This window comes from Actinoplanes hulinensis (assembly GCF_019429605.1).
Taxonomy (GTDB): Bacteria; Actinomycetota; Actinomycetes; order Mycobacteriales; family Micromonosporaceae; genus Actinoplanes; species Actinoplanes campanulatus.
Genome location: NZ_JAHXZI010000045.1, coordinates 1 through 20,239 on the forward strand (window position 1 = coordinate 1; position 20,239 = coordinate 20,239).

A 20,239-nucleotide genomic window follows, 5' to 3' on the forward strand; every position below is an offset into this window, starting at 1 on the left:
CGGCCGCGCCGGTCCGGGCACCGCCCGGGCCGTCCGGCCGGACGCCGCCGTGCCGGCCGGTGTGCTCCTCCTCCGGCGCGAACGGTCCGGCGGCAGGCACGTCGGCGCGGGCCGGGCGACGGCCGGGACCCGGCTGTTCGGGTACCGCCACGCCACCGGCGGCGCCCTGGTCCTCGCCGGGCCGCGCCGGAACTCCGGGACCCTGCTGGCCCCGGCCGGGACGCTGGATCACACCGGAGGTGCTGTCCGCCATCGCGCCGGCACGGCCGGGAACGGCCGGGGTACGGGCGCCCTGACGTCCGGGAACGACCGGTGGGACGGCGGCGGCGGCCCGGACCGGGCGGCCGTCACCCGGGCCGATGCGGCGCGGACCGGGCACGTCCGGGGTGCCGGTGAAACCACCGATCTCCGGCTCGTCCGGGTCGGCGGAACGGCGTGCGGCACGGCGCCGGCGCGGCTCACCGCCGGAACGTCCGCCGGCACCGCCCCGGCCGTCCTTGCCGGGCTGCGCCTCGGGACCGGAACCGCCGTCACCGGGACGGCGGACGAACCCCACCGTGCCGGTGTCGTTCCCCGGATCGGCGAAACCGTCCGCACGGACCAGCGAGTGCGAGCCGGTGCCGAAGTCGCCCTCCGAAGCGCCGTGCCTGCCGGGTCGCTCGTCGCCGGGCGGGGCGGCATGCCCGGGCCGGTGCCGCGGGTCACCCTCCGGAGCGGCCCGCCCCGGCCTGCCACCACCGTGCCGGCCGGTCGGCTCCTCGAAGGCGCCCGGCTCCTCCGCGCGGGACCGCCGGCCCCGCCCCTGCCGGTCGTCGGGCGCGCCCGGAACCCCGTAGGTGCCCGGCGCGGCACGTCCGCCGCCCTGCTCGTACCCGTTCGGAATGGCCCCGGAGCGATGCGCGGCATCCTGCCCGCCGGGGATCGGACCGGAGTCGTGGACCGGGTCGTAGCCGCCCTGCCCCGAACCCGGCCGCCGCCCACCCGGAACCGGACCGGAATCCTGGACCGGGTCGTAGCCGCCGGGGACCGGGCCGGAGCGTCCGGGCGAGACCGGGTCCGCGGGGCGGAAGCGGTCGCGAGCCGGGGCGGCCGGGGACAGCGGACGGATACCCGGGCCCGCGGAACGGGCGGCCGGCGAGACCGGACGAACACTGGGAGCGGCCGGCGGCACTCCCGGAACCTCGGGCGCGTTGCCGGAGAGCGGCACGGGCGCCTGTCCGGGGAACATCTGGCCGGGCGGATCGACGTCCATCTGACGGCGGGTGTGTCCCGCCTCGGGGCCTACCGCCGCGCGGCCACCCTGCGGCGGTCCGGTGCGGCGGGCGCCCGGCGGCGCCTGCCCGGGCACCGAGCCGGGCGGACCGGCGGGAACTCCCGGCGGCATCTGACCGGGCATGGCCGGTCCGGCCCCCGGCGGAACCTGCCCCGGCATACGCGGCACGGACCCCGGCGATCCCGGTCCGGCGCCCGGTGGCGTCCGGCCCGGCGAACCGGGCGGGGCGCCCGGCGGCATCTGACCCGGCATGCCCGGAGAGCCGGGCGCGGCACCCGGCGGCATCTGGCCGCCCGGTCCCGTCTGACGCGGAGGCGCTCCCTGCGGCATCTGGCCGCGCTGGCGCCGCCCGCCCGGGGCACCGCCCGGCGGCATCTGGCCGGGAGAGACCGGTCCGGCGGGCATCTGACCGGGCGGCATCGCACCCGGCGGGATCTGACCGGGCGGAACCGGCCCGCCCGGCGCACGACCGCCAGGGGGAACGGTCGCGCCACGCTGCCCACCGGGAGCGGAAGCCGCCGGACCCGGCGGGCCGGGTCGTTGCCCCGGTCGCGGGCCCGGCTCGGCGTCCATCCGGTCGCCCGGCGCCGGGAAACCCTCGCCGGGGTTGCCGGGAAACGCGAAGTCGTCGTCGGGCATGTCGTCCGGCCCCGGCGCGACACGACCGGACTTACTGGTCCGGCCCTCCCCCGGCCTGGTGCCGGGCCCGATGGCGTTGCGTTCCTCTTTGGCCACCCGTAGGTCGTCGAGCCAGCCGGTCTCCTCGCGCGGGACCTCCTGGGGAACGGCCGGCTGATCGGCACGGCCGCCACGCCCGAAGCGCCGGCGGTTCTTCCCGCCCGGCTCGTCGCGCAGCCCCGCGTCGTCGTCGGGCCGATCGGCACCCCGCCCTGTCACCGCGTTTCCTCTCCGGCGCTGGCGCCGCTGTCGTAGTCACTCTCGGCCCCGGTTTCCGTGGAAGCCCCGGCTCCATGGGGATCTCCCACCCCGCCGGAGGCGTCAGCCACGGCCCCGTCGGGGCCTCCCTCACCGTCGGTGGCCGGGCTCTCCCCCACCACCGCGGCCTCGACCGGTTCCGAGTCCGCCGACGACTGTGACTCATCGGCGGCCCGAGCACCACCCGCCGCGCGGTCCGGGGTACCCACCGAAGCGGTAACAGTCCTGCTCACCCGCGCCGAGGAAGATTCGTCACCATCAGTGCGCGGAGCCGGGCCGAGACCGCGAACGATACGCCGGAGGCGGGGGACCCGCTCGGCCACCAGCCGTTCGGCGCCGTGATCGGTCGGGCGGTAGTAGTCGACGCCGGTCAGGTCCTCGGGAGCGTACTGCTGGCGGACCACACCGCGCGGGTCGTCGTGCGGGTAACGGTAGCCACGGCCGTGTCCCAGCCCCCGCGAACCCGGGTAGTGGGCGTCGCGCAGATGCGGCGGAACCGGGCCGCCCCGGCCGGCCCGGACGTCCGCCATCGCCTCACCGAGAGCGGTGGTGACGCTGTTCGACTTCGGGGCGGTGGCCAGGTGCACCACGGCCTGGGCCAGGTTGAGCCCGGCCTCGGGCAGACCCACGTTCTGTACGGCCTGAGCCGCCGCCGACGCCACGAGCAGCGCCTGCGGATCGGCCATGCCGACGTCCTCGCTGGCGAAGATCACGATCCGCCGGGCGATGAACCGTGGGTCCTCACCGGCGACCAGCATGCGGGCCAGGTAGTGCAGGGCCGCGTCCGGATCGCTGCCGCGCATGCTCTTGATGAACGCGCTGATCACGTCGTAGTGGGCGTCGCCGTCCCGGTCGTAACGGACCGCGGCGACGTCGACCGCCTTCTCCGCGGTGGCGAGATCGATCTCCGTGACGTCCTGGGCCAGGGCGCTTCCGGCCGCGGCCTCCAGCGCCGTGAGGGCTTTGCGCACGTCGCCGCTCGCCAGCCGTACCAAATGGTCCTCTGCCTCGGCGGAAAGGGTGACCGCACCCCCGAGCCCGCGCTCGTCGGCGATCGCGCGCCGGATGAGATCGCGCACGTCATGCTCGTCGAGGGCCTGGAGGGTGAGCAGAACGCAGCGGGAGAGCAGGGGCGAGATGACCGAGAAGTACGGGTTCTCCGTGGTCGCGGCCAGGAGGGTGACCGTGCGGTCCTCGACCGCGGCGAGCAGCGAGTCCTGCTGGGTCTTGCTGAAGCGGTGCACCTCGTCGATGAACAGGACGGTCGGCGGGCCGCCGTAACGCCGCTCGCGGCGGGCCGTGTCGATCACCGCGCGCACGTCCTTGACGCCGGCGGTCAGCGCCGACATGGCGACGAACTTGCGATCCGTGGCGTTGGCCACCAGGTGCGCGATGGTGGTCTTGCCGGTGCCGGGCGGGCCCCAGAGGATCACCGACATCGGGCTCGCGCCGGTCACCAGCTGGCGCAGCGGGGCGCCGGGGGCGAGCAGATGCTTCTGCCCGACCAGCTCGTCGAGGGAGGCCGGCCGCATCCGCACCGGGAGCGGCGCGTCACCGGAGGGCGAGCCGAATCCGGCGGTCCCGGCGGCGGCCGGACCAGCGGTCGGCGCCTCCGGTGACGCGAGGGAGAAGAGCCCGTCCGTTTCCATCACAAACGACAGTACCGGCCCTGGCGGCCCGATCCGCAATGCGGACTGCCGCCCTGCGGAAACGCTCCCGAGCAGCCACGACGGCCTCACGCAGAGTGTGCGTACACGGCTCCGGCCCGCCGGGGGAAGGGCGGGCCGGAGTGGCCGGAGGTCGCGGCCGATCGGCCGCGCGGATCAGCCGCGGCCGGGGCGACGGCCGTAGAAACGACGGCCGGAGCCCGTACCCGCACCGGCACGCGGGCCGCTGCCGATGCCCGCCAGGTACAGCGAGACGAGCAGCAGGCCGAGCGACGCCATGGTCGAGAAGTTGAACAGGTCGGGAGCACCGAAGTTGGTGTCGAGCAGGTCGGCGAGAAGGTAGATGCCGAAGACGACGGCGGCTGCGATGGCGAGCATGATGGTTCCTCCGGGGGGTGTCAGAGAGCCTGTGACCCGCTGATACCCGACCGGTGGGGTTCCTGAAACGTCAGGGCCGGCCGCCGGGTGCATCCCCCGCGACCGGCCCTGACGACGACTCAGTTGGAGTGCAGGACCGGAACCGCCTGGCCGTCGGTGCCCGGCGTGCCCGCGGTCGCCTTCGGCTTGGCGTCGATGCCGGCCTCCAGGCGCTGCTGGGCGGTGATCGGCGTAGGCGCGGTGGTCAGCGGGTCGAAGCCGCCGCGGGTCTTCGGGAACGCGATGACCTCACGGATCGAGTCGTTGCCGCTGAGCAGCATGCAGGTCCGGTCCCAGCCGAGCGCGATGCCGGCGTGCGGCGGCGGGCCGTACTTGAACGCCTCCAGCAGGAAGCCGAACTTGTCCGCGGCCTCCTCCGGCGTGATGCCGAGCAGGTCGAAGACCCGGCTCTGGACGTCGGCGCGGTGGATACGGACCGATCCGCCGCCGATCTCGTTGCCGTTGACGACGATGTCGTACGCGTACGCCAGGGCCTGGTCCGGCGCCTCCTCGAAGCGCGCCTCCCACTCCTCGTTCGGCGAGGTGAACGGGTGGTGCACCGCGGTCCAGCCGCCGTCGTCCGTCTTCTCGAACATCGGTGCGTCGACCACCCAGCAGAACGCCCAGGTGGACTCGTCGATCAGGTTCGCCCGCTTGGCGATCTCGATCCGGGCCGCACCGAGCAGCTCCTGCGCCTCCCGCCGCTCGGCCGCGGCGGCGAAGAAGACGGCGTCGCCCGGCTTCGCCCCGACCTGGTCGGCAAGACCCGCCAGATGCTCCGGCGACAGGTTCTTCGCGACCGGGCCCTTCGGCTCGCCCGTCTCGGAGTCCAGCACCACGTAGGCCAGGCCGCGGGCGCCGCGCGCCTTCGCCCAGTCCTGCCAGCCGTCCAGCTCCTTACGGGTCTGCGAGGCGCCGCCCGGCATGACGACCGCGCCGACATAGCCGCCCGCGTCGATCGCGCCGGCGAACACCCGGAACGCGGTGCCGCGCAGGTAGTCGGTGAGCTCGACCAGCTCAACCCCGTACCGGAGATCGGGTTTGTCGGATCCGTAGCGGTTCATCGCGTCGGTCCAGGTGATCCGCGGGATCGGCAGCTGCACCTGGTAGTCGGCGAGCTCGCTCCACAGACGGGAGACGATCTCCTCGCCGAGCGCGATGACGTCGTCCTGCGTGACGAACGACATCTCGATGTCGAGCTGGGTGAACTCGGGCTGCCGGTCGGCGCGGAAGTCCTCGTCGCGGTAGCAGCGGGCGATCTGGTAATACCGCTCCATACCGGCCACCATCAGCAGCTGCTTGAACAGCTGAGGGGACTGCGGGAGCGCGTACCAGGTGCCGGGCTGGAGACGGACCGGCACCAGGAAGTCGCGGGCGCCCTCCGGCGTCGAACGCGTCAGCGTCGGCGTCTCGATCTCGTTGAAGTCGCGGGCGTGCAGCACCTCGCGGGCGATCTGGTTGGCGCGGCTGCGCAGGCGCAGCGCCTTCGCCGGGCCGGAACGGCGCAGGTCCAGGTAGCGGTACTTGAGGCGGAGGTCGTCCGAGGCGGTGACCGTGTCGTCGACCGGCAGCGGCAGCGGGGCCGCCTCGGAGAGCACGGTCAGCTCGCTGGCGACCACCTCGATCGCGCCGGTGGCCAGGTCCGGGTTCTCGTTGCCGGACGGGCGGGCGCTGACCTCGCCGACGACCTTCACGCAGAACTCGTTGCGCAGCGCGTGCGCGTCCTCCTCGCGAAACACGACCTGCACCACACCCGAGGCGTCGCGGAGGTCGACGAAGATGACACCGCCGTGGTCGCGCCGACGCGCGACCCACCCGGCGAGCGTCACCGTCGTGCCGGCGTCGCTCGCGCGCAGAGTGCCGGCGTCATGGGTACGGATCACGGAAACGTCTCCTAACAGAGTTCGCGGGGCGCACCCGACATTCTGTCAGGAGCGCCCGCGCCGCGTGGCACGGGCCGGTCACCGCGCCCTCGGCATCTGCCACGATGTGGCGCGCAGACCGGCGGCGCCGGAGCCGCCGACCTCGACGACCTCCACGAGCACCAGCTCGGCCGGTGTCGCCGCGGTCAGCACGCAGAGCGCCGTACCCTTCGCGACCTCGACGCGCAGGCCCTGCCCGAGCGGGCTGGTCCGGATCGCCCGGTCGCATCCCTCGGCGTCGGTGTCGGCGCTGGCGTGCCGGCTTCCCCCGGCCGCGCCCGGGCCGAGACTCAACTGCGGCGGCTGGGTGCCGCAGCGGCTCTCGTACCGCAGATCGGCCAGGCTCTCGGGGGCGTCGGCGCGAGGTTCGTCGAGATCCAGGTGGAGGACGGCGGCGCAGGCCAGCTGGATCCGCAACGGCTCCTTGGCGTACGAGACCCGGTATCCATCTGATTGCGCGGGGGCCGGGCTGGGCGGTCCTTCTTCTTTCGCTTCTTTCGTACGCCATGCGAGAACCACCGCCGCCACCGAGCCGGCCAGGGCCAGCAGACTCAGGAGTACGGCGAGAGCGACCGTCGCCCGTCGTGGCGTCTTCCGTACCCTCGCCCTCGGCTCCTTGGCGGGGGTCTTCGGCTCCTTGGCGGGCGGGGCGTCCTCGTTCTTCTCGCTTGCCGCTTCGGCGCGCTCCCCGGCCGGGTTGTCCGGGCTCGGGGGATGGGGCGGCCGGGGCGTGCCCAATGGCTGGGTGGGCCCTTCCGAGGCGGCCGGATCCGGCGCCGGCCAGGTGGCCGGGTGACGCTGGGCGGCCGGGTGACCGGCAGCCCCGTTCTGCCCCGGCGCACCGTGCTGCCTCGGGATCCTCGGCCGGCCCGGCTCGCCGCCGTACTGCGAGCCGCGCGGATAGGCCGGCGCACTCCCGCCGGCCGGTCCCGGGTGGGCCGTCCCACCGGCGTACACCGACGCCCCGGGAGGCGCGGCGGCGCTGCCGTAGGTGTGACCGGACTGGCCGGCGGCAGGGTGCGTGCCGTTCGGGTGATTCGTACCGGAGGAGGGTCCGGCGGCCGGCCGGGGAGCGGGACCGGGTCCCGGGCTCGCGGGGTCCGGCGGTGACGGCTGGTGGGCGGCGGGATCGCTGGCGGCTGCGCGGAAAACGGGCATATATGACTCCGGCGACGCAGATGGAGAAAGCGGTCTATCGGCGCTCAATCACCATAAACACCGTCGATCTCAGCGACCATCCCCCGGTGAGGCGACTGATTGCCGTCACTCTCCGGCCCCCGACTTCCCCGCACCCACCCGCCGCCCATCCCAGCCGGTCGCGCAGGCCCCCACTTCTCCCGCACCCGCCCGGCCGTCCCAGCCGGTTGCGCAGGCCCCCACTTCTGCCGCACCCGCCCGGCCATCCCAGCCGGTCGCGCAGGCTCCCGACTTCCCCGTGGTTACGCGCCCGCCGCATCGGCGGTGTGCGGACGGAACCAACCGTCGCTCAGGACCGGGACGACGGTGCTCGCGCCGGCATCGGCGGCGGTCGCGACGTCCACTGCGAAACCTTTCGCGGCCAGCTCGCGCCCGGAGACGGACGCGGCCAGCGCGGCGGGCAGATCGGCGGCGACCGCCCGGTACGCCGCGATGGCCGCACCGGCCTCGAAGGACACGTCGTCCCGCTCCGGTCGGTCGGCGACGAAAGCGCCGAGGAAGGCGCCTGCGCCCCAGAGGTCCTCGGCGGCCGGGCGCAGCGAGTCGTCCGGCCAGCGTTCACCCGCCGCGACCACGGCGACCGGCCGCCCCGCCGCCCGTTGCCGGACCCATGCGGCGGCGGCCGCGAAATTGCGCAGGCTCACACCGACCACCGTGGCGCCGGTCGCCGCCATCCGGGCGGAGATCGCCGAACCGTTGGGCGACGGCAGGACGAGCCGCTCGATGCGCCGGTGCGCCGCCGCGCGGGCGATGGTCGCCGGCGAGAGGCTGACGGTCTCCGCCGATCTCGCCTCCATGCGGCCGACCGCGAGTTCGGCGCGATGCCGGGCGGCCTCGGCCACCGCGGACGCGTCCCGCCAGGCGTAGGGCAGCACCGGGATGCCGTGCTCCGCCGCCACGGTGAGGGCCGTGGTGAAGGACAGCACGTCGACGACCACCACACAGGCGGCGCCGTCGGCGATCCGTTCCGCCCCGGCCGGCCCCCAGTCGAACCGCACCCGATAGGCGCTCTGCCCGAACACCTCTCTCATCGAAACTCGTGTGCCACCTCGATGAGACCGACGATGTGATCGTTGACCTCCTCGAGCTCCTCGGCCGGAACCCACAACTCGAGAATGCTGTCGCCACCGGCCTGCCGGACCGGGTACCGGGCGGCGAACCCGGCGTCGACCTCGAACCGGGTCACCGGACTCCCGCCAGGATGCCCCGTCCTTTAGGGCCGGCAGGAATGGCGGTTCCGTCAGGAGCGGCCCGGCGGAGCCGGGGCGGCCCGAGAACGTCGTTCGCCGGCCCACGGCATGCCTTTTCACACACAGCGTCTCCATCTATAAGGTTTAGAACATGCGTACGGCGTACAAGTGCCGGGCCTACCCGACCCCCGAACAGGCTGCGGTGTTCAACCGCACCTTCGGGTGTGTGCGCCTGGTCTGGAACAAGGCCCTCGCCGGACGCCATGCCGCGTTCTTCCAACGCGGCGAGAAGACGCCGCGCTGACCGCCTGGAAGAAGACCGACGAACTGGCGTTCCTGTCCGAGATCTCCTCCGTGCCGCTGCAACAGACCCTGCGCCACCAGCACACCGCGTTCGTCAACTTCTTCGCCGAACGCGCCCGCTACCCGCGTCTCATGTCCCGCACCGCAAAGCAGTCGGCGCACTGCACCCGCTCGGCGTTCCGGATCAAGAACGGGGCGCTGCACGTCGCGAAGACCGACGGCCCCTGACCGTGGCATGGTCCTGGCCCGGCGTCGACCTGGCCACCCTGGACCCGACCATGGTGATCGTGTCCCGCGAGCCCGGCGGCCGCTGGTACGTGACCTTCGCCGTGGACGTCGACCAGCCCGAACCGCTGCCCACCACCAGCCGTGAGATCGGCATCGACCTCGGCATCAAAGACTTCGCCGTGATCTCCGGCGGCGACCGGATCGCCAACCCCCGACACCTGGAGCGTAAGGCCCGTAACCTGGCCCGCTATCAGCGACGGATGGCCCGCGAACAACGCGGATCGGCGAACCGCCGCAAGGCCAGGACCCGGGTCGCTGTCGCGCACCGTAAGGTCCGCAACGCCCGCCGGGACTTCCCGCACAAGACCAGCACCACCCTGATCGAGCAGGCCGACACCATCGTGCTGGAAGACCTCGCCGTCGCGAACATGGTCAAGAACCGCAGCCTGGCCAAGGCCATCTCCGACGCCGGCTGGGCCGAGTTCCGCAGCCGGCTGGAATACAAGGCCGCCCGCGCAGGCCGGCACCTGATCATCATCGACCGCTGGTACCCCAGCTCGAAGACCTGCTCGACCTGCGGGCACCTGCTGCCCGAACTGGACCTCGGGACACGCCACTGGACGTGCCCCGCCTGCCGCACCCGGCACGACCGGGACGTGAACGCGGCCAAGAACATCCTTGCGGCCGGACGAGCCGTAGCCGGGAAGAACCCCGGCCATGCCTGTGGAGCTGACGTGAGACAACAAGGGTCCTCCCTTCTGCGGTCGGCTGTGAAGCAGGAAACCCCCGCCGCGAGGCGTCCGGCGTAAGCCGCTTCGGCCGCAAGGCCGAAGGGGATCCCCTCGCTCAGGAAGGGGAAGAAGTCGAATACCCGGTTCCCGACGCCGGGACGTTCCAGTCCCTTGCGATCATGATCGCGTAGTCCTCGTTCAGCACCGGATAGAAGATCGGCTGGCCCAGCAGGCATGGTGGCCAGCGCCGCCATCCCGAGGAACGGACCAGGTCCAGTTCCTTCGGGCCGGTCGGCCGCCACAGGGTTTACGTCGTAAAGGGCGGCAGTCCGGCACGACGATCTCCCGCACGCTTCTCGATTACCTCCTGCCGGGCGGCCGTCCGCCTTCGACGCCACCGACCTCCCCGATCAGCCCGTCTGCTGGTCGAACCCCCTCAGAAGTAGGTGTGCAGCACGTCGACCACCCGCCGCTGCTCGTCGACGACCGGGATGTCCCGCCACTTGTCGAAGGCGGTGCACGGATGCGAGATCCCGAACCGGACCAGATCACCCGGCCCGAGGACGACACCCTCGACCTGGAGATAGGTGTGGTGATCGTTCAGTTTCGTGACCCGCAGGCCCTCCGCCGACTCGACCATCCCGTCTGGTCGCCGGATCTCCAGGGGCACCGGCAGTCCCTCGTCGAACGGGGCGTCCCGCTTGCCCATGCCGGCGAGCGCCAGCCCCGGCTCGGGCGCCGAGAGCACCTGTGCCCAGATCTCCAGGGCCGCGGCGAGCGGGCCCTCGTCGGGCACCCGGGCGAACGGGGTCCGCTCCCGGTAGAAGCCGTCGTCGTGGGTGACCGAGGCGCCACTGCGCAGAACGAGCCGGGCCGCCACGTCGAGGCCGGCGAGTTTGTCGGCGACCCGGTCGAACCAGGCGCTGCCCCCGGCCGAGACGATCGGGCGCTCCGGCAGCAGGCCGGCTCCGCTCAGCCGGGCCACACCGGCGACGAGCCGGTCCAGGAAGGCGTCGACACCGTCCTGATCGGGCAGCTGGCCCTCATACCCGGTGACTCCGGCGAGCTCCAGCCCGGGAGCGGCGGCGACGGCCCGGGCCACTGTCTCCATCTCGCCGAGGGTCCGCACCCCGGTCCGCCCGCCGGCGTGCCCCAGCTCGACGAGGACCCGCAACGGCCCACCCGTCGCGGCCGCCGCCTCGACGCCGGCGAGCGAGTCGACCTGGAAGTAGACCTCCCATCCGGCGGCGCTCTCGGTGGCCAGCCAGCGCAGCGCCGTCGGGTCGAGGATCTCGTTGGCGATCAGCACCCGCTCCACCCCGAGCCGCCGCATCACCAGCGCCTGATTGGGAGTGGCCACGGTCATCCCCCACGCCCCGGCCCTCAGTTGAGCGTCGAGCAGGCCCGGGGCCATCGTGGTCTTGGCGTGCGGGGCGAAATCCAGCCCGTGCCGCCGGCAGTAGGCCGCCATCGTGGCGATGTTCGCCTCCACCGCATCCCGCCGCACCACCAGCAACGGCCAGGTGAAGCCACCGTCGAAGATGCCCGGCCGTTCGGCCGCGAGGCGGGCGGGATCCCTCGCCTCGTCCGGAGCCCAGAAGCCCTTGCTGCGCCAGTCGATCGTCATTTCGTGCCCCTTCTCCGCCGGCTGCCAGACTGCACCTCATGGTCGATATCGCGCTCCCCGATTCGTTTGTCCGCAATGTCGAGGAGTGCTGTGGTGACTTCGGCGGCCAGTGGCTGGCTGACCTGCCCGGCATCGTCGACCGGGTGATGCGCGCCTGGGAGCTGCGGCCGGCCGGCCGTCTCCCGCTGAGCATGAACTGGGTGACCCGGGTCCGCCGCGCGGACGGGACGACCGCGGTCCTCAAACTGGGCGTCCCGGACAGTGACCACCTCCGGGACGAGGCGGCGGCGCTGGAGTGTTTCGCCGGTCGTGGGGCGATCACCGTGCTGGCCCGCGACGAGGCCCGGGGCGCGCTGCTGCTGGAGGACGCCCGGCCCGGCACTCCGGTGAGCGCCCTCTCGCCGGCACGGGACGAAGCGGCGACGGCCGCCCTGATCGAGGTCGCCAAACGGCTGCACCGCCCGGCGCCGCCGGACGTTCCGCTGCCCGAGCTCGCCGATCGCGGCGCCTCCTTCGCCGGGCACCTGCGCCGCTTCCCCGGTGACGACCCCTTCCCCCGGCATCTCGTGGAGCGGGCCGGAGGTCTCCTCACCGAACTCTGCTCGAGCGCCACCGAGCGGGTGGTGCTGCACGGCGACCTGCACCACGACAACGTGCTGGCCGCGGAACGGGAGCCGTGGCTGGCCATCGACCCGCACGGGGTGGTCGGCGATCCCGGTTACGAGATCGGCGCCATGCTCTACAACCCCGATCCGCTCGACCCGGACGACACCGTCCTCGGCCTGGCGCCGGCCCGGATGGAACAGCTCGCCGACGGCCTCGGCATCCCGCTGGACCGGGTCGTGGCCTGGGGCTTCGTGCAGGCGGTGCTCTCCGAGGTGTGGACCTTCGAAGGAGACGGGGTCGTGACCGGCCGCCCGCTGCGGCTGGCCCGGCGGTTGTTGCCGATGCTGCCCTGAGACGGGGACCGTCATGTCGCCACCCGCCGCAGGCCGGCGGTCATCTCGTGCAGCTCGGCCAGGCGGCCGGCCAGGTCACGGGGATGGCCCGGGGCGTCGGGCCGGGCATCCCACGGCCGGGGACCGGTGAGCGGCCGGTAACCGACGCCGAGCGCGTCGAGGCGGGCCAGATGGGCCGGCAGCCGCGCGGAGAAGCCGGCGAAGTCGCGGCCGGGCGGCCCCCAGACCGTCTCGGCGAACGCGCAGAGCCGGGGGAAGGCCTGGTAGTCGACCCGGCGGGCGGACTCCAGATGCTCGGTCCAGACATTGGCCTGCCCGCCGAGCACCAGGGCCGCCTCGGACTCGCTGAGCCCGTCCGGGACGGGGTCGAACGCGAACACGTCGGCGAGGGCCAACCGGGTGCCGACCGGTGTCGGCTCCCCGGGATCGTCGGACTGCCGGTAGTCGAGGTAGACCGCGATGTCGGGACAGGCCACCACCTGATGCCCGGCCCGAACCGCGTGGGTGGTGGGCTCACGCCCCCGCCAGGCGGCGACGACCGCGCCGGGTGGCGCTCCACCGGCCAGGATCTCGTCCCACCCGAACAGCCGGCGGCCCCGGATGGCGAGATGCTCGGCCAGCCGGGCGGTGAACCAGGGCTGCAACTCGTGCGGGCCGGCCAGGCCCTCGGCGCGGATCCGCTCCCGGGCGGACGGGCTGTCCCGCCACTCCGTGGTCGGGCACTCGTCGCCGCCGATGCCGACCAGCTCACCGGGGAAGACGCCGCAGACGTGGTCGAGCACGGCCCGGCAGAAGTCGAGCGCCTCCGGACCGACATTCAGGACGTGCTCGGATATCCCCCAGGCGCTGCGCACCGGGCCGGCGAACCCGTTGCCCAGCTCCGGGTAGGCCGCGATGGCCGCCTGCATGTGGCCGGGCATGTCGACCTCGGGGACGACGGTGATGTGGCGGGCGGCCGCGAACGCCACGATCTCGCGCAGGTCGGTGGTCGTGTAATAGCCCCCGTGCGGTCGCCCGTCATAGCGCTCGTGACCACGCGAGCCGAGCATGCTGGTGGACCGCCACGAGCCGATCTCGGTGAGCCGGGGCAGGCCGGGAACCTCGATCCGCCAGCCCTGGTCGTCGGTGAGGTGCAGGTGCAGCACGTTGAGCTTGTGGAAGGCGGCCAGGTCGATGAAGCGGAGCACGTCGGAGACGGGCATGAAGTGGCGGGCCACGTCGAGCAGCACGCCACGCCAGGCGAACCTCGGCTCGTCCGTGACCCGCTGAGCGGGGATCTCCCAGGGGCCGGCCGAGATCGCCGCCCTGCGCAGCGCCGCCGGGGGCAGGAGCTGGCGCAACGTCTGCGCTCCGTAGAAGACGCCCGCCGCCGAGCCGCCCGCGATGTGCACGCCCGCCGGGGTCACGTCGAGCAGGTAGCCCTCGGGCGGGAGGCCCGGATCGAGACGCATCCGGATGCCGCCCTCTCCGGGTGGCAACGGGTAACCGGTCGCGGGGCCGAGCGCCGCCCGCAGCCATCCGGAGACCGCCTCCGCCCCCGGATCGGCTGACAGGCTGGTGGTGGTCTCCAATCGGAAGGACCCGGCCGAACCGCTCACCGCTCGCGGGAGCGGGATCAGGCTCGTAACTGGTTCGTTCACGGAACCTCCTTGACCACGCTTTCGTCATGGAGGACGCTAATACGCACCACATACGAACCACAAGAGGAGCGGCGATGATCATCGGTTTGGTGGTGCACGCCGGCCACCGGGAGCGTTTCGCCGAGGCCGCGCGCACGCTCACCGGCGTCTCCTTCTCCTGGGCCGTCTACGAGAGCGAGGAGCAGATCCGCGACCGGGTCGGCGAGCTGCTGGCCACCGGCGGCCTCGACGGCCTGCTGCTCGGTCTGGTCCCCTGGTCGCGGGCCCGTGACCTGATCCCCGCCGGCCTGCCCGTCGCGGTCACCCGGTCGGCCGCCCTCGACCTGGCCCTGGCCTGGGCCCGGGCCCGCGGCAACGGTTGGCCGGCCACCCCGGTCAGCATCGACACGTTCGCCACCGAGACGGTCGACGAGGTCGCCGCGGCGCTCGATCTCGACCGGTCCGCCGTCGCCACGCTGCCGTTCGACCCGGAGCAGTCGCTCGCCGAGGTGGTGCGGTTCCACCGAGCCCGTCTGGACAGCACCGGCGCGAGCTATGTGATCACCGTGCGGACCGGCGTCGCCGCCGCCCTCGACGGCCGCGCCGCCGTCCTGCACGCGCTGGCCACCCCCGGCACGATCCGCGCCGACCTGCACGAGCTGGCACTACGGATCCGTCGGCGGCGGGCCGACGAGCAGCGGTTCGCGGCCGCCGTCTTCCGCTCCCCGGAGACGGGCGCGCGGGCCGCCCTGCGCCGGGCTCTGGCGGAGGTTCCGGAGCTGGGCGACGCCTGGATGGAGGAGCACGGCACACGTGACGTGGTGGCGTTCGCACCGGCCGCCGTCTTCGAGAGGTTCACCCGGCACTGGGTGACGGCCCCGGTCTCCTGGCACGAGGCCACCGAGCGGGAGAGCGGGCCGGTGGGCGCGTTCGCCGGGTTCGGCATCGGCCCCTCGGCCCGGCACAGCGTGTCCCTCGCCGAGCAGGCGGCCGACCGGGCCGAGCGCGACGGCGCCCCCACCGCCTACCTGATCACCGACGACGGCGTGATGATCGGCCCGATGGGCGGTGCGGGCGGATCGCCACTCACCTACACCTACCGTCAGCACGGCGGCCTGGAGGAGCTGGCCGGCCGGGCCGGCCTGAGCCCGGCCACACTGTCCCGTCTCACCGCCCTGGAGCGTTCCCTCGCGGGCCGGCCGGTCTCACCCGGTGAGGTGGCGGAGGCACTCGGTATCACCGACCCGAGCGGCCGGCGGCTCATCCGCAAGCTCACCGAGGCGGGTCTGGCCGTCGCGGAGGGCAGCGCCCAGCCGCATCACAAGGGCCGTCCCGCCCGCCTCTACCGCCTGGCGATCACCGCCGCGCTCACCGCGAGCCGCGCTCCCGCCGTGTCGCCGCCCGACGGCGGTGCTCGAGGATGAGATTCGACCTGCTGCTGACCGGCGGCGATCAGGAGCTGGGGATCCGCGACGGGCGGATCGCGGCGGTCGGCACCGGCCTGCCCCGCGACGCACGCCGGGTCGTCGACGTGACCGGCTGCCTGGTCACCCCGGGCCTGATCGATCTGCACACGCATGTCGGGCCGGGCTACTGGGCGATCGATCCGGATGCGGTCGCCTGGCGTTCCGGGGTCACCACCTGGGTGGACGCGGGTTCGGCGGGAGCGTTCACACTGGCCGGCCTGCGGCGCACCGCCGAGTCGGCCGCCGTGCGGATCCCGGCGCTGCTCAACATCTCCGCGGTGGGGCTGGCCGGGCGCACCGGCGAGTGCCGCGATCTGGCGAACTGCGACACCGCCCTGGCGATCGACACGATCCAGGCGAACCGCGATCTGCTGGTCGGGGTGAAAGTTCGCATCGACGCCGACACGGTGGGCGGCAACGGAGTGGAACCGCTGCGCCGCGGGCTCGCGGCAGCGGACGCCTGCGGGGTGCCGGTCATGGTCCACATCGGCACGTCCCCGCCTTCCCTGCCCGAGGTGCTCGATCTGCTGCGCCCGGGCGACATCGTGACGCACTGCGCGAGCGGCATCGCCACGCCGCTGGGCCCGGCGATCCGGGCGGCCGCCGAACGCGGCGTCCTGCTGGACATCGGCCACGGCTCCGGCGGGTTCGCCTTCGACGTGCTGGAGGCCCAGCTCGAGGCGGGTCTGCCCCCGTTCACCGTCTCCACCGACCTGCACGCCCGGTCCCTGCACGGGCCGGCCTTCGACCTGCCGACCACCATGGCGAAGCTGCTCGCGGCCGGGATGACGCTGCCCGAGGTGGTAGCCGCGGCGACCACACACCCGGCGCGGGCACTGGGCCTTCCCGGCGGTTCGCTCACGGTCGGCGCTCCGGCCGACTTCGCGATCTTCGAGGTGCGGGAGGAGCCGTTCCCGGTCTCCGACGCGCACCGCCAGGTCCGGATCTCCCCGCTCCGCCTGATCAACCGGTCCACCTATGTGGACGGCCGCACACTACCGCCGAAGCTGTCCGCGCCGCCCGCGCCGTGGATCCCACTGACCGACGCGCAGCACGCCGCCCTGGCACGCCGCGATCACGACATCCGTGCCCTGCTCACCGCGCCACTCGTCGACGTGGACGGGCTGGCCGATCAGTTCCCGAGACCGAAACCGAGGAGTTCCTGATGCCCAAGCGCGCTGTGATGACCGACAAGGCGGCACCCGCCGGAGGTCCCTACTCACACGCCGTCGTCGCCGGCGACACGATCTATCTGGCCGGGGCGATCCCCGCACTGCCGGACGGCACCCGGGTGACCGGCAGCTTCGCTGAGCAGGCGCACGCGGCGTTCCGCAATCTGGCGGCGGTGGCCGAGGCCGCCGGCTCGAGCCTGGACGACGCCGTGCGGGTGGGTGTCTACCTGCGCGACTTCGGCGACTTCGCGGAGATGAACGAGATCTACCAGGAGTACATCAAGGGGGAGCACCGTCCCGTGCGCACGACGCTGCCCGTGCCGCTGGTCGGCTTCGACATCGAGATCGACGCCATTCTCTACACCGGGTCATGACCGCGGACGGATAGCCGCGAACTCTCCTGGGTAGTGGGACATTCATGCCTCACCCCGGAGAGTTGCTCGGCGGACGTTACCGGCTGGACGATCGCATCGCCTCCGGCGGCATGGGCGAGGTCTGGCAGGCGACCGACACCGTTCTGGGACGGGCCGTCGCGGTCAAGACCCTGCTCGCCGACCGGGCCAGCGATGCCGGCTTCCAGCGACGATTCCGGCACGAGGCGCGGGCGCTCGCGGCCCTGCGCCACTCCGGTGTGGTCGCGGTGTACGACTTCGGCAGCACCGGGACCGAGGACGCCTACCTGGTCATGGCCCGGGTCGACGGGCAGCCGCTGAACCGGATTCTGGCCGAGCGCGGCCGCCTCACCCCGGCCGAGACCATGTCGCTCGTGGCGCAGGCGGCCTCGGCCCTGGCGGCCGCACACACCGCCGGGATCGTGCACCGGGACGTCAAGCCCGGCAACCTGCTGGTCGAGCCGGACGGCACGGTGGTCCTGGTCGACTTCGGGGTGGCGCGATCCGCCCATTCCGGCACGCTGACCGGAGCGCGGGAGGTGATCGGGACCGCCCTCTACATCGCGCCGGAGCAGGTGACGAAGCAGGAGGCCGGTCCCGCCTCGGATGTCTACGCGCTGGGCGCTCTGGCGTTCCACTGCCTTGCCGGGCATCCGCCGTTCCTCGGCAAGAACCCGATCGCGATCGTCCTCCAGCATCTCGATCAGGATCCGCCGCCGCTGCCGGACGACGTGCCGCCCGAGGTGAACGCGATCGTCCGTACCGCGCTGGCGAAGGATCCGGCGGCACGCTTCCCGTCCGCCGAAGCCATGGCCGAGGCCGCCACGGCAGCGGCCGCCGAACTCACGAACCAGGCCGGCAAACCAGCGGCCGCCGGGCTCACGAACCAGGCCGGGAAATCAGCGGCCGCCGGGCTCACGAACCAGGCCGGAGAGACATCCGCCGCCGGGCTCGGAGTTCGAGCCCGGGAAACACCGGCCGCCAAGCACGCGAGCCAAGCCGGGGAGACAACCGCCGCCGGGCCCGGAACCCTAGCTGGGGGAACACCCGCCGCGTCCAGCGCCGGTGGGGTCGGGACCGGCCCGGCTCCGGCGACGCCATTCGAGCCCGGCGACGACGGTCTCGCGAAGACGAGGACCGGTGCGCCCTGGTTCGGCATCGCCGGAGTCGTCCCCGCCGGAGCGACCTCGGAGGAGAGCGAGACCATCAAGCCGGGCTCGACCGGCGGGGGTCCCGCCGTCCCCGCGCAACGTTCAACCGCGACGGCGGGCACGCCGGCCGTGCCGAGCCCGGCCGTGCCGGAGGATCACACCGCTGGTCGGACCGCGGCCGCGACGGAGGGCTGGGCCGCCACACCGAGTGTCACCGCGGCGACCGGTCCGGACGGCCTGGTGACGGCGGGCGAAGCGTCTGCGCCCGACGACGCCGAGCCGGCGGATGGCGGCTTCGTGGCGGGCACGGGTGAGGCCACTCGAGCGGGCACGGGCTCCGCGGACGGGACCGGCGCGGCCAGCACCGGCATAGGCGCCGGAGCTGCCGTCACCGGCATGAACGCCGAAACGGCAAACGCCGGAACGGGTGCCAGAGCAACGGGCGCCGGCATGAACGCCGGAGAGGCCGGCGCCGGCATGAGCGTGGCGACCGGGAATCGGGGCGGAGCGTCCGGGGGAAGGAACCGGCGGCGGGTTCTCGCGGTGGCGGCGGCCGTGATCCTCGGGGTGGCCGGTGTGGTCGCCGCGGCGGATCCCTTCGGGCTCTTCGGTGGGCCGGAGAGGATCGACCGGGTCGTGCCCGAGGCTCCGGCGAGTTCGGCGCCCCGAACCGTGGAACAGAAGGACAAAGAGGGCGGACCGGACAACAAGGCGAACTATCAGGACAAGACCCCGAAGCCTAAGAAATCAGCCACTTCCGAACCGAGCCGGACGCCCACCCGGCCCGCGGAGAGCCGGACCGGGCCGGCCGCCGAACCGACCACCGGGCCGACCACGGGTGAACCGTCCACACCGGAGCAGACTCCCGACGACGAGACGAGCGAGCCCGGGGAGGACGAGACCGAAACCGGCGAGAACGAGGCCGCTGACCCGGCCGACCAGCTCGTGAGCAACCAATGAACGAGCTGTGTGCAAGCTTTGGACCCGATATGTAAGATCGCTCAGCTAGCCCTCCGGGCGGACCGGCGGCACTGAGTTCCCTTAGGCAGGACATGTCGGTTATCCACGACACGCAAACCACGGCACTCCGACCGGAGAACGAGGTAAGGCCGGCCCCGCCGCACCTCAGGTTCCGGCCGGACATCGAGGGCATGCGGGCCGTCGCGGTGACTCTCGTGGTGCTGTCGCATGCCGGGATCGCGGGGCTGGCCGGGGGCTACGTCGGTGTCGACGTGTTCTTCGTGATCTCCGGCTTCCTGATCACCACGCTGCTGCTCAAGGAGCTGACCCGGACCGGCCGGATCTCGCTGGCCACCTTCTACGCCCGGCGCGCCACCCGGCTGCTGCCGGCGTCGACCGTGGTCCTGCTGGTCACCGTGGTCGGCAGCTGGCTGTGGCTGCCGGCGACCCGGTTCTCGTCGATCGCCTCGGACGCGATCTACGCGACCTTCTACGGGATCAACTGGCGGCTGGCGCACGAGGGCGTCCAGTACATGAACGCCGACGCCGCCCCCTCCCCCCTCCAGCACTTCTGGTCGCTCGCGGTGGAGGAGCAGTTCTACCTGGTCTGGCCGCTGCTCCTGCTGATCTTCGCGCTGGTGTGGGGCAAACGCCGTACCCCGGTGGTCGTCACCCTGTGCCTGATCGTGGTGGCGTCGCTGATCACCAGCGTGCTGGTGACCGGGTCGTCGGCGCCGTGGGCGTACTTCGGGGCGCACACCCGTGCCTGGGAGCTCGGCATCGGCGCCCTGGTGGCGATCGGCGCGAGCCGGCTGGGCGGCCTGCCCCGGCCGCTGGCCGCCGGCCTGACCTGGGCGGGTCTCGCGGCCGTGGTGACCTCGGCGCTGATGTACGACGAGGCCACCCCGTTCCCCGGCTCGGCCGCCGCCCTGCCGGTGCTCGGCGCCGCGGCGATCATCGCCGGCGGCTGCGCGGCACCCCGCGGCGGCGCCGTGGCCCTGCTCGGCACCTGGCCGTTCCAGCAGATCG

16 protein-coding genes and 3 pseudogenes are annotated in these 20,239 nt (G+C 73.2%); 9 read left to right on the plus strand and 10 right to left on the minus strand.

Going from position 1 to position 20,239, the window contains the following annotated elements:
• The 7 genes and pseudogenes from KZ829_RS44355 to KZ829_RS42235 form a co-directional block, all read right to left on the minus strand.
• Nucleotides 1-2,170: pseudogene (locus tag KZ829_RS44355) on the minus strand (hypothetical protein); the annotation flags it as partial.
• The gene (locus KZ829_RS42210; protein ID WP_220149454.1) at nucleotides 2,167-3,858 is read right to left on the minus strand and encodes a replication-associated recombination protein A; all 1,692 of its coding nucleotides are present in this window, start codon (nucleotides 3,856-3,858) and stop codon (nucleotides 2,167-2,169) included. The pseudogene KZ829_RS44355 and the gene KZ829_RS42210, both read right to left, overlap by 4 nt.
• 174 nt (nucleotides 3,859-4,032) lie before the next feature.
• Complete coding sequence (locus tag KZ829_RS42215) at nucleotides 4,033-4,254, minus strand: hypothetical protein (protein WP_183215261.1); 222 nt, start codon at nucleotides 4,252-4,254, stop codon at nucleotides 4,033-4,035.
• Between the two features lie 119 nt (nucleotides 4,255-4,373).
• On the minus strand, nucleotides 4,374-6,176 hold the full coding sequence (aspS, locus tag KZ829_RS42220; protein ID WP_220149455.1) for an aspartate--tRNA ligase: 1,803 nt from the start codon (nucleotides 6,174-6,176) through the stop codon (nucleotides 4,374-4,376).
• Between the two features lie 78 nt (nucleotides 6,177-6,254).
• Nucleotides 6,255-7,373 (minus strand): hypothetical protein, encoded by a 1,119-nt coding sequence (locus KZ829_RS42225; RefSeq protein ID WP_220149456.1) that lies wholly within the window; start codon nucleotides 7,371-7,373, stop codon nucleotides 6,255-6,257.
• Between the two features lie 281 nt (nucleotides 7,374-7,654).
• Nucleotides 7,655-8,443 (minus strand): 2-phosphosulfolactate phosphatase, encoded by a 789-nt coding sequence (locus KZ829_RS42230; protein ID WP_220149457.1) that lies wholly within the window; start codon nucleotides 8,441-8,443, stop codon nucleotides 7,655-7,657.
• Nucleotides 8,440-8,598: pseudogene (locus tag KZ829_RS42235) on the minus strand (hypothetical protein); the annotation flags it as partial. The pseudogene KZ829_RS42235 and the gene KZ829_RS42230, both read right to left, overlap by 4 nt.
• Nucleotides 8,599-8,753: 155 nt before the next feature.
• On the opposite strand from KZ829_RS42235, the gene KZ829_RS42240 reads away from it, so the two are divergent.
• Genes KZ829_RS42240 through KZ829_RS42250 form a run of 3 tightly spaced genes read left to right on the plus strand, consistent with a single transcriptional unit; the run spans nucleotide 8,754 to nucleotide 9,942 of the window.
• Nucleotides 8,754-8,906, plus strand: a complete 153-nt coding sequence (locus KZ829_RS42240; RefSeq protein ID WP_220149458.1) for a helix-turn-helix domain-containing protein — start codon at nucleotides 8,754-8,756, stop codon at nucleotides 8,904-8,906.
• A gap of 50 nt (nucleotides 8,907-8,956) precedes the next feature.
• Nucleotides 8,957-9,133 carry a hypothetical protein gene (locus tag KZ829_RS42245; RefSeq protein ID WP_220149459.1) on the plus strand — a complete coding sequence of 59 codons (177 nt, stop codon included), beginning with the start codon at nucleotides 8,957-8,959 and terminating at the stop codon, nucleotides 9,131-9,133.
• Nucleotides 9,134-9,135: 2 nt separating this feature from the next.
• On the plus strand, nucleotides 9,136-9,942 hold the full coding sequence (locus tag KZ829_RS42250) for an RNA-guided endonuclease InsQ/TnpB family protein (protein WP_220149460.1): 807 nt from the start codon (nucleotides 9,136-9,138) through the stop codon (nucleotides 9,940-9,942).
• Nucleotides 9,943-9,994: 52 nt separating this feature from the next.
• Here the strand turns inward: KZ829_RS42250 and KZ829_RS43735 are convergent.
• Both KZ829_RS43735 and KZ829_RS42255 read right to left on the minus strand, forming a co-directional pair.
• A pseudogene (locus KZ829_RS43735) lies at nucleotides 9,995-10,168 on the minus strand (ADP-ribosylation/crystallin J1); the annotation flags it as partial.
• A 132-nt stretch (nucleotides 10,169-10,300) separates the two neighbouring features.
• Entirely contained in the window at nucleotides 10,301-11,491 is a 1,191-nt protein-coding gene (locus KZ829_RS42255) for an alanine racemase (RefSeq protein ID WP_220149461.1), read from the minus strand.
• Between the two features lie 191 nt (nucleotides 11,492-11,682).
• Between KZ829_RS42255 and KZ829_RS42260 the strand changes: the two genes are divergently transcribed.
• Nucleotides 11,683-12,450: an aminoglycoside phosphotransferase family protein gene (locus KZ829_RS42260; protein WP_372454033.1), complete on the plus strand. Its 768-nt coding sequence runs from the start codon at nucleotides 11,683-11,685 to the stop codon at nucleotides 12,448-12,450.
• A gap of 11 nt (nucleotides 12,451-12,461) precedes the next feature.
• Here KZ829_RS42260 and KZ829_RS42265 read toward each other — a convergent pair whose 3' ends face one another.
• Nucleotides 12,462-14,090 (minus strand): beta-N-acetylhexosaminidase, encoded by a 1,629-nt coding sequence (locus tag KZ829_RS42265; protein ID WP_220149463.1) that lies wholly within the window; start codon nucleotides 14,088-14,090, stop codon nucleotides 12,462-12,464.
• A 74-nt stretch (nucleotides 14,091-14,164) separates the two neighbouring features.
• Here KZ829_RS42265 and KZ829_RS42270 point away from each other — a divergent pair, with 74 nt between their 5' ends.
• The 5 genes from KZ829_RS42270 to KZ829_RS42290 form a co-directional block, all read left to right on the plus strand.
• Complete coding sequence (locus KZ829_RS42270; RefSeq protein WP_220149464.1) at nucleotides 14,165-15,493, plus strand: helix-turn-helix domain-containing protein; 1,329 nt, start codon at nucleotides 14,165-14,167, stop codon at nucleotides 15,491-15,493.
• Nucleotides 15,490-16,701, plus strand: coding sequence for an amidohydrolase family protein (locus tag KZ829_RS42275; protein WP_220149465.1), 1,212 nt, complete (start codon nucleotides 15,490-15,492; stop codon nucleotides 16,699-16,701). The genes KZ829_RS42270 and KZ829_RS42275 overlap by 4 nt, the downstream gene beginning before the upstream one ends.
• Nucleotides 16,701-17,081 carry a RidA family protein gene (locus KZ829_RS42280; RefSeq protein WP_220149466.1) on the plus strand — a complete coding sequence of 127 codons (381 nt, stop codon included), beginning with the start codon at nucleotides 16,701-16,703 and terminating at the stop codon, nucleotides 17,079-17,081. The genes KZ829_RS42275 and KZ829_RS42280 overlap by 1 nt, the downstream gene beginning before the upstream one ends.
• A gap of 44 nt (nucleotides 17,082-17,125) precedes the next feature.
• Nucleotides 17,126-19,210, plus strand: a complete 2,085-nt coding sequence (locus KZ829_RS44760) for a protein kinase domain-containing protein (protein ID WP_220149467.1) — start codon at nucleotides 17,126-17,128, stop codon at nucleotides 19,208-19,210.
• Nucleotides 19,211-19,401: 191 nt separating this feature from the next.
• Nucleotides 19,402-20,239: acyltransferase family protein (locus KZ829_RS42290; protein ID WP_246637169.1), on the plus strand; the 838-nt coding region annotated here is incomplete at its 3' end.

Excerpts from the sequence above, each read along its gene's own strand:
- KZ829_RS42260 (WP_372454033.1), top strand. The coding sequence starts at position 11,683 with ATGAACTGGGTGACCCGGGTCCGCCGCGCGGACGGGACGACCGCGGTC.
- KZ829_RS42230 (WP_220149457.1), bottom strand. The coding sequence starts at position 8,443 with ATGAGAGAGGTGTTCGGGCAGAGCGCCTATCGGGTGCGGTTCGACTGG.
- KZ829_RS42225 (WP_220149456.1), bottom strand. The coding sequence starts at position 7,373 with ATGCCCGTTTTCCGCGCAGCCGCCAGCGATCCCGCCGCCCACCAGCCG.
- KZ829_RS42270 (WP_220149464.1), top strand. The coding sequence starts at position 14,165 with ATGATCATCGGTTTGGTGGTGCACGCCGGCCACCGGGAGCGTTTCGCC.
- KZ829_RS44760 (WP_220149467.1), top strand. The coding sequence starts at position 17,126 with ATGCCTCACCCCGGAGAGTTGCTCGGCGGACGTTACCGGCTGGACGAT.
- KZ829_RS42275 (WP_220149465.1), top strand. The coding sequence starts at position 15,490 with ATGAGATTCGACCTGCTGCTGACCGGCGGCGATCAGGAGCTGGGGATC.
- KZ829_RS42255 (WP_220149461.1), bottom strand. The coding sequence starts at position 11,491 with ATGACGATCGACTGGCGCAGCAAGGGCTTCTGGGCTCCGGACGAGGCG.
- KZ829_RS42215 (WP_183215261.1), bottom strand. The coding sequence starts at position 4,254 with ATGCTCGCCATCGCAGCCGCCGTCGTCTTCGGCATCTACCTTCTCGCC.
- KZ829_RS42210 (WP_220149454.1), bottom strand. The coding sequence starts at position 3,858 with ATGGAAACGGACGGGCTCTTCTCCCTCGCGTCACCGGAGGCGCCGACC.
- KZ829_RS42240 (WP_220149458.1), top strand. The coding sequence starts at position 8,754 with ATGCGTACGGCGTACAAGTGCCGGGCCTACCCGACCCCCGAACAGGCT.
- KZ829_RS42280 (WP_220149466.1), top strand. The coding sequence starts at position 16,701 with ATGCCCAAGCGCGCTGTGATGACCGACAAGGCGGCACCCGCCGGAGGT.